The sequence below is a fragment of the Pseudomonas abieticivorans genome (assembly GCF_023509015.1).
GTDB classification, from domain to species: domain Bacteria; phylum Pseudomonadota; class Gammaproteobacteria; order Pseudomonadales; family Pseudomonadaceae; genus Aquipseudomonas; species Aquipseudomonas abieticivorans.
Window position 1 is genome coordinate 1,121,460 of sequence record NZ_CP094975.1, and the last position, 12,467, is coordinate 1,133,926.

Below are 12,467 nucleotides of genomic sequence, written 5' to 3' on the forward strand. Positions count from 1 at the left end.
TCATACAAACGTTTTGGCCGGTCACTCATCTTCGCGGATCAATCCGCCCTACAGACCGTAGGCACGGGACTGTTCACCCAAAAATGCCGCGCAATTAGTTAGCAAGCTATTGAATCAGCTCGCGTACAAACACCCTTCGACATCCATCCCGGCGTCGCGCATCTGTGCCAGTTTGTACCGCAGGGTGCGGGGGCTGATGCCCAGGCGTTCTGCCGCCTCCTTGCGCCGGCCCCGCTCGGTGCGCAGGGTGTCGATGATCATCTGGTATTCGCGCCGGCGCAGGTCGTCGCCCAGCGCACCGGCACCTTCACCGTCGGTTTCGACGGGCGCCGGCTGTGCCCGGATCGGCACCACCGGCGAGAGGGCGGCCACCGGCAGGCTGCCTATGGGCCCTGCCAGGCAGAAGTCTTCGGCCTGGATAAGCCCGCCCTGTTGCAGGATCAGCGCACGCTGGATTGCGTTGTCCAGCTCGCGCACATTGCCGGGCCACGGGTAACTCACCAGGCATGCCTGGGCCACGGGTGCCAGGCGCACGGGGGCATGCTTCATTTTATTGACGTGTTTGGCCAACAGCCGCTCGGCCAACGGCAAGATATCGGCGGTCCGTTGACGCAGCGGCCGCCAGGCCAACGGGAAAACCGAGAGCCTGTAATAGAGGTCTTCACGGAAGCGCCCGGCCGCCACTTCGCCAGCCAGGTCGCGGTTGGTGGTGGCCACCACGCGGATGTCCAAGGCGATGGGTTTGCGCGCACCCACCCGCTCTACTTCGCGCTCCTGCAATACCCGAAGTAATTTGGCTTGCAGGCCCAACGGCATTTCAGAAATTTCATCGAGCAGCAACGTACCGCCGTCGGCCTGCTCGAACTTGCCGGCCTGGGCAGCGATGGCGCCGGTGAACGAGCCTTTTTCATGGCCAAACAGCGTGGCCTCGAGCATGTTGTCGGGGATGGCTGCGCAGTTGATGGCAATGAAGGGGCCACTGGCACGCCCGGACTGCTGATGAATGAAGCGCGCCAACACTTCCTTGCCCGTGCCCGACTCGCCTGAGATCAATACGGTAGAGTCACTGCGTGCAACCCGGGCTGCCAACTCCAGCAACTGCTGGCTGGCCGGCTCGATGGCCACCGGCCCTTGCTTGTCCAGCGAGGCCAGGCTGCCAGCGGCATGCCGTGCCACCAGATCGAGCAGCGCCTTGGGCAGGAACGGCTTGACCAGGTAGTCCACCGCGCCTTGCCGCATGGCATCCACGGCCCGCTCTACCGCGCCGTGGGCAGTCATCAACAGCACGGGCAACTGCGGCAGGCGGGCGCGCAGTTGGCCAAGCAACTGATGGCCACACATGCCCGGCATGTTGACGTCACTGATGACCAGGCTGAAGGGTTCCTTGCCGACCAGCTCCAATGCCTCTTCGGCCGAGCCTACGGCACGGTAGGCGTAGCCGCCCAATTCCAGGGTGTCACCCAGCGCTTCACGCAGGGCGCGGTCGTCCTCGACCAGCAGCACATTAATGGGCATGGCTTGGCTCCTCCATGGTGGGCCCGGCAAGCAATGGCAGCACTACCCGCGCGCAGGTACCGCGACCGACGCGCGAGCGCAAATTCAATTCACCCCGGTGCGCCCGAGCCACGGCCTTGACCACTGCCAGGCCCAGGCCAGTGCCGGTGGTCTTGGTGGTGAAAAACGGCTCCCCCAAGCGCGACAGGATCTGCGGGGCGATGCCGCTGCCGTTGTCGCTGACACACAGGTGCACGGCGTTGTCGCGGGTAAACATGTGCACCTTCAGGCGGACCTTCTCGCGACTGGCCTGCAGGGCGTTCTCCACCAGGTTGAGCAAGGTACCGACCAAGGTGTCGCGGTTGCACAGCAACTCGCCGTGGTGGCTGTCGCACTGCCAGCGCACAGGGTGCTCCTGCACTTGGGTATGAGCGGCGGCCTGCAGTGCCCTGAACAGCTCGGCCGGCGCCACGCGATCATTGAGCGGCAGTTCGCCGCGGGCAAACACCAGCATGTCGCGCACCTGGTGCTCAAGCTCGTGTAGGCGTTCTTTCAGGCGCCCGGCAAAGCGCTGCTGGGTTTCCACGGGCAACGCCTGCTCGGTCAAATGGCTGGCGTACAGCAAGGCGGCCGACAGCGGCGTGCGAATCTGGTGAGCGAGCGAGGCCACCATGCGCCCCAGCGAAGAGAGGCGCTCGTGACGGGCCAATTGCCCTTGCAGGCGACGGGTTTCCGTCAGGTCGTTGAGCAACACCAACTGGCCAGGCTCGGCATCCAGCGAACGGGTGGCGATGGACAGGCGCCGGCCATCCTTGAGGGAGATTTCATGGCCGTCGTCTTCACGCGGGGCAAAACAGCGAGCGATCACGTGGCGCCACATCTCGCCCTCCAGCGGCTCGCCCAGCAGTTCGAGCGCCGTGGGGTTGGCTTCCCGCACAACGCCTTGGGCGTCGATCACGATGACCCCGCCCGGCAGCAAGTCCAGCAGGTTTTGCAGGCGGTTGGCCAGGCGCTCTTTCTCGGCAAGCTCAGCCATGCGCTGGGCACTGACGATCGCCAACTCGCCCTTGAGCTCCGCAACGCGGGCCTCGAGCATGCCGTAGGAATCGCTGAGCTGCGTCGACATCTGGTTGAACAACGCGAACGCCTGCTCCAGGCCAAGTCGGCTGGCCTGCTCGACGCAGGGGTGGCCCTCAGGTTCAGGGGCACAGGACTGGGGGGCGGCCTGGGGCATGGGGGCTATCTCCGTGGCGAACCGTCATAAAAAGGTATCTGCCAGCAGACATAGCAATCACCGTGCCGAAACATTTCAGTACAGCCGCAAGGGGCTCAAGGGATTGGCATCAGGGTTGTTACAAAGACGGGGGAGGCACGCCAGACAAGGCCTGCGGAGTGTTTCGAAAATGCTAAAAAAACTGTAACAGACCGCGGATTGGCGCTTCCGTTCGCCAATCAGCAAAAATCAGGCGTCAATCATCTGCCTGATCGTCACCTTCCCGGCGGCTCATGCCGTACTTGCGCATTTTTTCCACCAGAGTGGTACGGCGAATGCGCAGGCGTTCGGCGGCGCGCGCGACGATACCGTTGGCATCATCGAGCGCCTGCTGGATCAAGCCCTGCTCCAGCCCACCGAGGTAGTCCTTGAGGTCCAGGCCTTCGGGGGGCAGCATGGCACTGGTGGTGAAGTCGGGCGTATGGCCGTTGATGGCCACGCGCTCTTCCAGGTCCGAACGCAGGCTGTCGACCAGTTGCTCGTCTTCGTCGTCCACGTAGCGGAATTTTTTCGGCAGCTCTGCAACGCCGATCACGCCATAGGGATGCATGATCGCCATGCGCTCCACCAGGTTGGCCAGTTCGCGGACGTTACCCGGCCAGCCATGCCGGCACAGCGACATGATGGCGGCAGAGTTGAAACGGATCGAGCCGCGCTTTTCGTGCTCCATGCGCGAGATCAATTCGTTCATCAGCAACGGAATATCTTCGACGCGCTCGCGCAGCGGCGCCATCTCGATGGGGAATACATTGAGGCGGTAGTACAGGTCTTCGCGGAAGGTCCCGACCTCGATCATGTTTTCCAGGTTCTTGTGCGTGGCGGCAATGATGCGCACGTCGATGCTCTGGGTCTTGTTGCTGCCCACGCGCTCGAAGGTACGCTCCTGCAGCACGCGCAGCAGCTTGACCTGCATCGGCAGCGGCATGTCGCCGATTTCGTCGAGGAACAAGGTACCGCCGTTGGCCAACTCGAAACGCCCGGCGCGGCTGGTGATCGCCCCGGTGAAGGCGCCCTTTTCATGGCCGAACAGTTCGCTTTCCAGCAACTCGGCCGGGATAGCCCCGCAGTTGACCGGCACGAATGGCGCGTCGCGGCGCTTGGAGTGGTAATGCAGGTTGCGCGCAACCACCTCTTTGCCGGTGCCCGACTCGCCCAGGATCAACACGCTGGCGTCGGTGTCGGCAACCTGTTGCATCATCTGGCGCACATGCTGGATGGCGCGGCTGGTGCCTACCAGGCTGCGGAACAGGTTGGGCTCACGCTGGCGACCGCGCTCACGCGCCTGATCGTACATTTCGCGATACACCTGGGCACGGTGCAGGGAATCCAGCAGCTTGCTGTAGCTGGGCGGCATCTCGAGGTTGGACAATACGCGGCGGCGCAAGTCATCTGGCAACTCGGCAGAAGACGTTTCACCTAAAAGTAGCACCGGAAGGAACTCATCCCAGCCCGACACTGTCTTAAGAAGCCCAGGCAGAGCGCCCGGCGAGCTGACAGCGCCCACCAGCACGCAAAGCACTTCGCGGCTGGAGGACAGGGAATCGACCGTCTGCTGCCAGTCGGAGCTGGCGCAGGACAGGTTGTCTTCGCCGAGAAAATTGAGAATCACCGCCAGGTCGCGGCGGCGAACGCTATCGTCATCGATTAGCAGAATTTTGGTTTCACGCCACATGCAATAGCAACTTCCCTAGTCAACTCGATGCCCTCGAAGGGCAAGCTCGACGTAATTTGGCCCGATGTGGCTAATAGACGCCAGGAGAAAGCGAACAGCTACTAGTTAAGTCAAAAAAGCGTACACAGTCAAATTTATGGCGCATCACTTTTCATCAACCGAGCGTTTAACGGAACAGATGGTAAACCTTTGCGGCATTGTGCGCATGTTTCAGTTGCGACATCTCGTCGACAATTGCCGCCCGTTCCCCTCGGCTGACGTCCAGCAGTTGGCGATACACAGCCAACAACCCCTCCAGCTTGTCGCGTAATTGCGTTTCGTCGGCCCGGTCTTCCACTGACAGCGCGTCGACGCAAGCCCGGCATTGGCGGTCGAGTTCGCGAATGGCTTCCCAATCCCGCGCCGCCAGGGCATCGGTCAGGGCGTGGCTGGTGTCTTCAATACGCTGCAGTGCACTCATGTCAACTTCCTCGGACATTGGCCTTACTCGTTGGTCGCGATGGCGTCCCAGCCACTCTTCACGGTAATCAACAGCTTGGCCACCTCATCGATCATTTCCGGATCGTTGGTGCGGTTGGCCTCGCCCAGGCGCTGCATCATGTAAGCATACAACGCGTCGACCTGTTGCAGGCCTTCGGGATCGATACCGTTTTTTTCAGGATCAATACCGGCGCGCAAACCGCCGATGATCTCGATGGCCTTGCTCAGCATGATGCCCTTCTGTGCAATCTGGCCGCGGCTCAACGCACCCTTGGCCTGCGCCAGGCGGTCGAGCCCACCTTCCATGAGCATCTGCACCAAGCGGTGCGGGCTCGCCTCGGAGGTCTGCGCTACGGAGCTGACCTTCTGATATTGGCGAAGGGCTTTCATGGGGTTCATGTTGCTTCCTCGTTACACGTCAACAGTGATGTGCCTTGCATGACCATTATGTCGACTGGCCCGCAAATAACTTTAGGGCGCTTTGGCGCCGGCCTGAAACGACAAGGCCCGGGCCGTCGATTCCGCGACGGGCCCGGGCCTCCGGCAGCTTTCCTGCCAATCAGTCTGAAGATTTGGTGTTCAGGGAGTTAAGCGTAGTCATAACGCTGGTACTGGTCGCGTTGAGCTGGGCTACCAGTGTATCCATCGCCGAATACTTGGCGGTGAGCGTGGTGGTAAGGGTGTCCATCCGGCTGTCCAGGTCAGTTTGCTGGTTGTTCAAGTCGGTGGTGGATGCATCGTAGCTTTTGATGCGTGTTTGCAGGATGCCGCCCGTCTGAGTGTAGGGCGTGATCACCGACGTCAGGCGGCTGAGCAACCCCGAATCGCCGACGAACAAGCCAGCGACGTCGCCAGCGCTGTTGGTCATTGCAGCGGTCCACTTGGTATCGTCCAGCTCAAGGCTACCGTCGCTTTGAGTACTGACGCCCAACTGGGAAATGATGCTCAGGCTGCCGCTGGACCCGGACTTGGTCAACTGCCCCTGGATCGAAGCCAGCAAGTTGCGGATACCAGCATCACCGGTCAACGCGCCAGCGGTAGTGGTTGCCGAGGTACTGGTACTGGCCGTGGCCCCCGAGGCGGTAACCGCTGTCTGCGCATTGATGGTTGTCATCAGTGCGTTATAAGCCGTGACAAAACTCTGCACCGAAGTCTTCAAATCGTCGGTGCTGGAACCCACTGTGATCACGGTGGGTGTGGTACCCGTCGAAGCACCGGTCAGGTTGATGGTCACACCACTGATGGCCGAGTCCAGCGTGTTGCTGGCACTGGTCATGTCCAGGCCGTCGATGCTGTATTTGGCATCCTGCGGGATTTTGCCCAAGTAACCAGCGCCGGTATTGGAGCCCGCCATGCTGCCATCAATGTCCAAGGCTGTGACACCGCTCATGGACAGCCCTGTGTCGGCACCGGTGGTGGTGGAGGACAACACCAGGCGCGAGGCACCAGTGGAGTCGGTCACCAGGTTGGCCGTAATGCCCTTGGACTGCAGTTGGCTATTGATGGCATCGCGAACGCCGGATAGCGTGGTGTTGGCACCCAGGGAGACGCTGTACGAGGTGCCCGTGCCCTGAGAGATACTCAGGGTAGTGGCGGCGGTGGTCATCACGGTGCTTGCGCCGCCCGAAACCGCTGCGGTGGTGACCTTCGAACCTGTCGCCAACTGAGTGACCAACAGGTCGTAAGTACCTGCCGCAGCCTTGTTCGAAGAGGTCGCTGTGGCGACGGACTCATTGGCGGAAGTTGCCGCCAGACCGATGAACTTCGTAGTGTCGTTAAGCGCCGCTATCGCCGTGGTGAACGTGGTCAAGGCCGTGTTCACCGCATCCACGGCCGACTTCTGGGCCGCGACGGTCGATAGCTGGGTGGTGATCTGGGTTTGCTTGGGCGCTTTTTGCGCATTGACCAAGGCCTCGACGATACTCGAGGTATCGATACCCGAACCCACGCCGCTGACGGTGATGCCGCCAGAGCTGCTGACCGAAGTCGTTGCGGTAGTAGTGGTCATGGTTGAACTCCCGTTCTGGCGGCTGTCGGCTTTTTGACAAAACGCCTATCGTAAGCTGATTTCTACAAAGTTAAACAAGTCTCGTGCCAACCACTCAGACTTGCGTATCGAACAGCGTACTATTGCCGTCCTTGAGGCTTTGCGCCAATTTCAAGGCGGTTTCGGACGGAATCTGCCGAACCACCTCGCCACTGTCGGTGGCGATGACCTTGACCACGACCTGGTGGGTCGTATCGTCGATGGAGAACTCCAGGTTGCGCTGCGTCGAGTTGACGAAGTCCTGCATGTCCTTCACCGCTTGTTCCAATTCTGCCTTTTCCGGCTGTCGCGTAACACTGGTTTTATCGCTCGCGGTCGCGGCACTCGTGGCGGCGGTGGCTGGGGCCGCATTGCTGGTGGCCGCCGGTTGCGCCGTCAGCGGCGGGTACGACGCGTTCAATTTAACGCTCATGTCCATTTCCGTGACCTCGGTAAAATGAAAAAAACGAAAGGGCACGCTCAGGCACCCTTCCGTTCAACTAGCCGTTGCTATTACTGAAGCAGCTTCAGTACAGCGGATGGCAGTTGGTTGGCTTGCGACAGGATCGCGGTGGAAGCCGACTGCAGAGTTTGTTGCTTGGTCAGTTCAGCAGTTTCAGCAGCAAAGTCAGCATCCTGAATGGTCGAACGCGAGGAGGTGGCGTTCGAAACAATGTTGTTCAGGTTGGAGATGGTGCTGGAGAAACGGTTTTGCTTGGCACCCAAGTCAGCACGAGCACTGTTGATTTTCGACAGAGCGGCGTCGATTGCCGAGATCGAGGCGTCGACGGCGCTGTGCGCGGTGTCGTTGCTGGTACCCGAAATGGAAGTGCTCGCCAGGCCCAGGCCGCTGGCAGAGAAGTTGCCGGTCAGGGACAGGGAGATGTGCTGGTCGGAGCCAGTCATCGCGCCAACTTGGAATTCCAAGGTCGAAGCCGAACCGTCCAGCAGTTTCATGCCGGTGCCGAAAGTGGTCGAAGTCGAGATACGAGTCAGTTCCTGGCTCATCTGCGAGTATTCGGCGTTCAGCGAGGTACGGTCAGCGGTGCTGTTGGAGTCGTTTCGCGACTGGACGGCCAGTTCACGCATACGCTGCAGAATGTTGGTGGACTCTTGCAGAGCGCCTTCAGCGGTCTGGGCGATCGAGATACCGTCGTTGGCGTTTTTGGTCGCCATGGTCAGGCCGTTGATCTGAGTGGTCAGACGGCTGGCGATTTGCAGGCCAGCGGCGTCGTCTTTTGCGCTGTTGATTTTCAGGCCGGAAGACAGACGAGTCATTGCGGTAGACAGGTTGCTGGAAGCGTTGTTCAGGTTGTTCTGAACAGTCAACGAAGCAATGTTAGTGTTTACTGTTAAAGCCATGACGAATTCCTCATTGGGTGGGTGCAGCGGCTTCCGGCCCTGGCAACCGCCGGGTGTGGCCTAGAGAACCTTCGTAATAGTTATCGTCGTGAGTGGAACTTGCTTGAGGGTTTTTTTTCGAAAAAAATGCCATCAGTGCGCCACCCCTTGTAAACCGGGCCCTCCAGCCCAGCCCACGATAACCTCACGCCCACCACCCAACGTATCGGTTGTGACACAGGTCACATTTTCAGCCCGCCAGCCCCTGCCCCGCCTGCGTCATCAACTCGAGCATTTCATATTCAAGATAGTCGGCCAGCGCCAACCAGTCCTGCCTCTGCTGGCAAGCGAAGACCTGCGCCAACAACACCGACCATTGTTGCCGCACCGATTCAGGCGTAGGCGCGAACAACGGCATCAAGGCACTGATCAGCTCGACCATCGCCAGCGCCGCCTCGACGTCACGCCCTAAGCGAAACAGCTGTGCACAAGCGGCGACTGGCTGTCGGTACGGGGAAAATTCGGTCATGGGCACCACTGCGGATCGAAGCGGGTACCGGCGATCAGCGCGCCAGCCCGGCTGGTGTTGAAGAAAGGCACCTGCGGGTGGCCGGCGATGTAGCGTTCGAGTTCGATCAGGTAGCTGCGAAAATTGAGTTGGGTGCGCACCCGCTGGCCATGCCCATCGAGCACCCAGTGCCGCGCCGCCTGCAATTGCGGGCCAAGCTCGCCATCGCCCCAGCCGGCGTGGGTCTTGCCGCTGGGGAACGCAAAGTCGGCGCCAAACAGGGTCACCCGCCCGGCCCCCATCTTGACGGCCAGGTCCACCGCCGGGTGGATCACGCTGCCGCCCACGTAAAGGCTGCCCTTGGGCTGTTGCTCGCGCAATTGGGCGTACACCGGGCTTGCCGAATACGCCACGTGCCGTGGCCCCTGCCAAGTCTCCAACAGCGCCCGCTCGAGCAACGGCAGATAGACCAGGCCGACGCCTGCAGAACCCTCGGCCGGCAAATGCAGGCTGCTGATGCGCTGATCGATGCTGACCACCAGATCCGGCACGATACCGTGGGCCAGCAACGGCCGGTAGGCGGTGTCGACACAGATGAAAAATGGCCGCTGGGCGCCTGCGCGGACCTGCTTGAGGGCGGCGAAATGCCGTTCCAGGCTGGGGCCGGTGGCAATCACCAGGAACTCGCGACCGGCCTGGCTGCCAAACAACCCGGCCACGTCGCGATCCTGCTGTAACAACGGCAACGCTTGTTGCAGGCGCTGCTGGATGAACGGATCACGGGCATCGAATTCGCGATTGTTGAAGGCCAGGTGCACTTCGCTGATCAGCCGGTCGCGGATCCTGGCGTTGTAGTCGTCGGCCAGCACGGTCTCGGCCGGCAAGGCGAAAAATGGCAAGCAGATTTCGCCGTGATCCCCGGCCATGACCAACTCGACCCGGGGATCTTGCAGCCACGGCGCCTGGTCGAGCAGTTGCACCACCAGGGCGAACAGCGCGGCATTGAGGATGTGCACGGTCAGGCGTTGCAGTGCCGGGCGCGCCAGCAACGCAAGCTGCAAATCGCCCAGGCCGGTGCCATACACGTGCACATGGGCGGCATCGACCTGTAAGGTCGCCGCCTGCAGATGCGCCTCGGCCGTGCGGTCGTGGCGACTGGTCAGTTGCACGCCGTTCACGCTCAAGGTCGAGCCCAGGCCTTCGACCAATTGCGCATCCAGCGACTGAGGGTGTTCCAGAGACAGGCGAGCGTACAGCGACGGCCAGCGCGACTGCAGGATCTGCGCATTGCGCTGGGGGTGGTCGGTCATGGCGGGGGGCCTCACAAGGGATGCAAGATACGCCAGCCGCCACGCCTCAAGGCCGGGGCGGCCTGAGGGCTGCGTGCTCGAATATTACACGCAATGGGCTGCGCCTGCGTAGCTGCAGGCACGGCCCAGGGTGCGATCAAGGGCGGTAAATGATCGCCGAGCCCCACGACAAGCCAACGCCGAAACCGCTCAGCGCGACGCGCTTCCACGGGGCGTCCATGACGTGTTTTTCCAGCAGCAGCGGGATACTCGACGACACCGTATTGCCGGTCTCGACCATGTCCTTGATGAACTTCTCGGGCTCTTCCTCGAAGCGCCGGGCCACGGCATCGACGATCGCCGCGCTGCCCTGGTGAATGCAGAACGCGTCGATATCGGCGGATTTGAGCCCCGACTCGTCGAGCAATTCGTGCAAATGCGCCGGCACTTTCAGCAAAGCAAAGTTGAACACCTGACGGCCGTTCATGAAGAACACGCCGTCGGAAACCTTCAAGTGCGGTGCGCCGGAACCGTCGGTGCCGAACTTGGCCTTGCCCAACTGCCAGGGCGCATCCTCACCCATCCAGGTGGCGGTTGCCGCGTCACCGAACAGCATGGTGGTGTTGCGATCTTCCGGGTCGACGATCTTGGAATACGGGTCAGCCGTGACCAGCAGGCCGTTCTTCAGGCCGGCGGCTTCCATGAAGCCTTTCATGGCATAAATGCCATAGACATAGCCCGAACAGCCCAGGGAAATGTCAAACGCCGCCACGTGGGTTGGCAGGCCGAGTTTGTCCTGGACGATGGCAGCAGTGTGCGGCAAGCCCTCTTCGTCACCGTTCTGGGTGACGACGATCAGCGCATCGATGGATTCGCGCTTGAGCTGCGGATTGTTGGCGAACAAGGCGTTGACGGCTTCCACGCACAGGTCCGACGTTTCCTGGGCCGCGTCTTTGCGCGGCAGGAAGGCGGAGCCGATCTTGCCCAGGATGAATTCTTCATCTTTGGCAAATTTGGCACCCTGGGCGTAGTTATCGAGCCCGGCCGACGGCACGTAACTCGCTATGCTTTTTATGCCAATCATTATGGCTTCCCAATAATAAACAGCTAAATATCACCGCTCGCATGCTCGAGGGGCGCCGACTTGACAGGGACGTCTGCCGCCCGAACGGGGCGCCAGCGGACGTTGCCGGAGGCTTGCACCAAGCCACCCACAGGGCTAAACGCCATCATCACCCACCAATACATTACAGTGGAGATGCGCGTTATGACTCATAGGTCACGCTGATTTAACCTCAATTTCATATTTTGTGACATGCCTTGTGACGATCTCAGTCGACCATTGGCCAATCCAGCGGTGTACCGCGCTTGAGCGGCTGGCGTGCACTGCGGCCCATCAGGCTGTCGAAATGCTTGGGTGCCAGGCCCAGGCCAGGGCGGATGGCGCGCACGTTGTCGGCGCTGAAAGGCTCGCCCCGGGCCATGTCGCGGGTGACGTAGAGCGAGCGGCGGTACACCAAGGATTTGCGCTCGGCGTCGGTAGGGCCGTAGTGCACTTGCCCCAATGCCTGCCAGGCGCGCTCGGTTTCCTGCACCAGGCTGCGCAGTTCGTGCGGCTCTAGAGAGAAGCTCGCGTCGACACCGCCATCCGCACGGCTAAGGGTGAAATGCTTTTCTAGGACCGTGGCGCCCAGGGCGACGGCAGCCACCGCCGCGCCTACGCCCATGGTGTGGTCCGACAGGCCTACTTGGCAACCGAACAGTTCGCGCATATGGGGGATGGTGCGCAGGTGAGTATTGAGTGGCAACGCGGGGTAGGTACTGGTGCACTTGAGCAAGATCAAGTCCTTGCACCCGGCCGCGCGGGCGGCGCGCACGCTTTCATCCAGCTCGGCCACGGTGGCCATGCCGGTGGAGATGATCATCGGCTTGCCGGTGGCGGCCACGCGCCGAATCAACGGCAGGTCGGTGTTCTCAAAGCTGGCGATCTTGTAGGCCGGCACGCCGAGGGTTTCAAGGAAGTCCACCGCGCTTTCATCGAAGGGCGAAGAGAAAGCCTGCATGCCGTGGGCCCGGGCGCGCTCGAAAATCGGTGCGTGCCACTCCCAGGGCGTATGGGCCTGCTGATACAGCGCGTACAGCGAAGTGTCGGCCCACAGGCTGTCCGGGTCGCTGATGCGAAACTCGCCGTCGTCAAGGTCCAGGGTCATGGTGTCGGCAGTGTAGGTCTGCAGCTTCAGCGCATGGGCACCGGCCTTGGCCGCTGCGTCGACGATTGCCAGCGCCGTGTCCAGGGATTGGTTGTGGTTGCCGCTCATCTCGGCAATGACAAAGGGGGGGCAGTCGGCGCCGATGGCACGCGAGCCGATCTTGAATGCAGGCAT

The 12,467-nt window shown here is 61.4% G+C and carries 12 protein-coding genes; all 12 read right to left on the reverse strand.

Features of this window, described 5'->3' with window-relative positions; all coding sequences use genetic code 11:
• Positions 1-114: 114 nt before the first annotated feature.
• A complete protein-coding gene (locus tag L9B60_RS04955; RefSeq protein ID WP_249676911.1) occupies positions 115-1,515 on the reverse strand; it encodes a sigma-54-dependent transcriptional regulator in 1,401 nt (466 codons plus the stop codon).
• Positions 1,505-2,728 (reverse strand): sensor histidine kinase, encoded by a 1,224-nt coding sequence (locus L9B60_RS04960; protein ID WP_249676912.1) that lies wholly within the window; start codon positions 2,726-2,728, stop codon positions 1,505-1,507. Before L9B60_RS04960 ends, L9B60_RS04955 begins: the two co-directional genes overlap by 11 nt.
• A gap of 235 nt (positions 2,729-2,963) precedes the next feature.
• Positions 2,964-4,439 (reverse strand): sigma-54 dependent transcriptional regulator, encoded by a 1,476-nt coding sequence (locus tag L9B60_RS04965; protein ID WP_249676914.1) that lies wholly within the window; start codon positions 4,437-4,439, stop codon positions 2,964-2,966.
• Between the two features lie 166 nt (positions 4,440-4,605).
• Positions 4,606-4,899 carry a flagellar protein FliT gene (gene fliT, locus L9B60_RS04970; protein ID WP_249676915.1) on the reverse strand — a complete coding sequence of 98 codons (294 nt, stop codon included), beginning with the start codon at positions 4,897-4,899 and terminating at the stop codon, positions 4,606-4,608.
• Positions 4,900-4,922: 23 nt separating this feature from the next.
• On the reverse strand, positions 4,923-5,318 hold the full coding sequence (fliS, locus tag L9B60_RS04975) for a flagellar export chaperone FliS (protein ID WP_249676916.1): 396 nt from the start codon (positions 5,316-5,318) through the stop codon (positions 4,923-4,925).
• Positions 5,319-5,478: 160 nt separating this feature from the next.
• Positions 5,479-6,927, reverse strand: coding sequence for a flagellar filament capping protein FliD (gene fliD / locus L9B60_RS04980; RefSeq protein ID WP_249676917.1), 1,449 nt, complete (start codon positions 6,925-6,927; stop codon positions 5,479-5,481).
• Between the two features lie 94 nt (positions 6,928-7,021).
• On the reverse strand, positions 7,022-7,384 hold the full coding sequence (locus L9B60_RS04985) for a flagellar protein FlaG (RefSeq protein WP_249679661.1): 363 nt from the start codon (positions 7,382-7,384) through the stop codon (positions 7,022-7,024).
• Positions 7,385-7,458: 74 nt separating this feature from the next.
• Positions 7,459-8,307, reverse strand: a complete 849-nt coding sequence (locus L9B60_RS04990) for a flagellin domain-containing protein (protein ID WP_249676918.1) — start codon at positions 8,305-8,307, stop codon at positions 7,459-7,461.
• Positions 8,308-8,536: 229 nt separating this feature from the next.
• The gene (locus L9B60_RS04995) at positions 8,537-8,815 is read right to left on the reverse strand and encodes a hypothetical protein (protein ID WP_249676919.1); all 279 of its coding nucleotides are present in this window, start codon (positions 8,813-8,815) and stop codon (positions 8,537-8,539) included.
• A complete protein-coding gene (locus tag L9B60_RS05000) occupies positions 8,812-10,104 on the reverse strand; it encodes a motility associated factor glycosyltransferase family protein (RefSeq protein ID WP_249676921.1) in 1,293 nt (430 codons plus the stop codon). Before L9B60_RS05000 ends, L9B60_RS04995 begins: the two co-directional genes overlap by 4 nt.
• 136 nt (positions 10,105-10,240) lie before the next feature.
• Positions 10,241-11,167, reverse strand: a complete 927-nt coding sequence (locus tag L9B60_RS05005; RefSeq protein ID WP_249676923.1) for a ketoacyl-ACP synthase III — start codon at positions 11,165-11,167, stop codon at positions 10,241-10,243.
• 247 nt (positions 11,168-11,414) lie between these two features.
• On the reverse strand, positions 11,415-12,467 hold the full coding sequence (gene pseI, locus L9B60_RS05010) for a pseudaminic acid synthase (protein WP_249676925.1): 1,053 nt from the start codon (positions 12,465-12,467) through the stop codon (positions 11,415-11,417).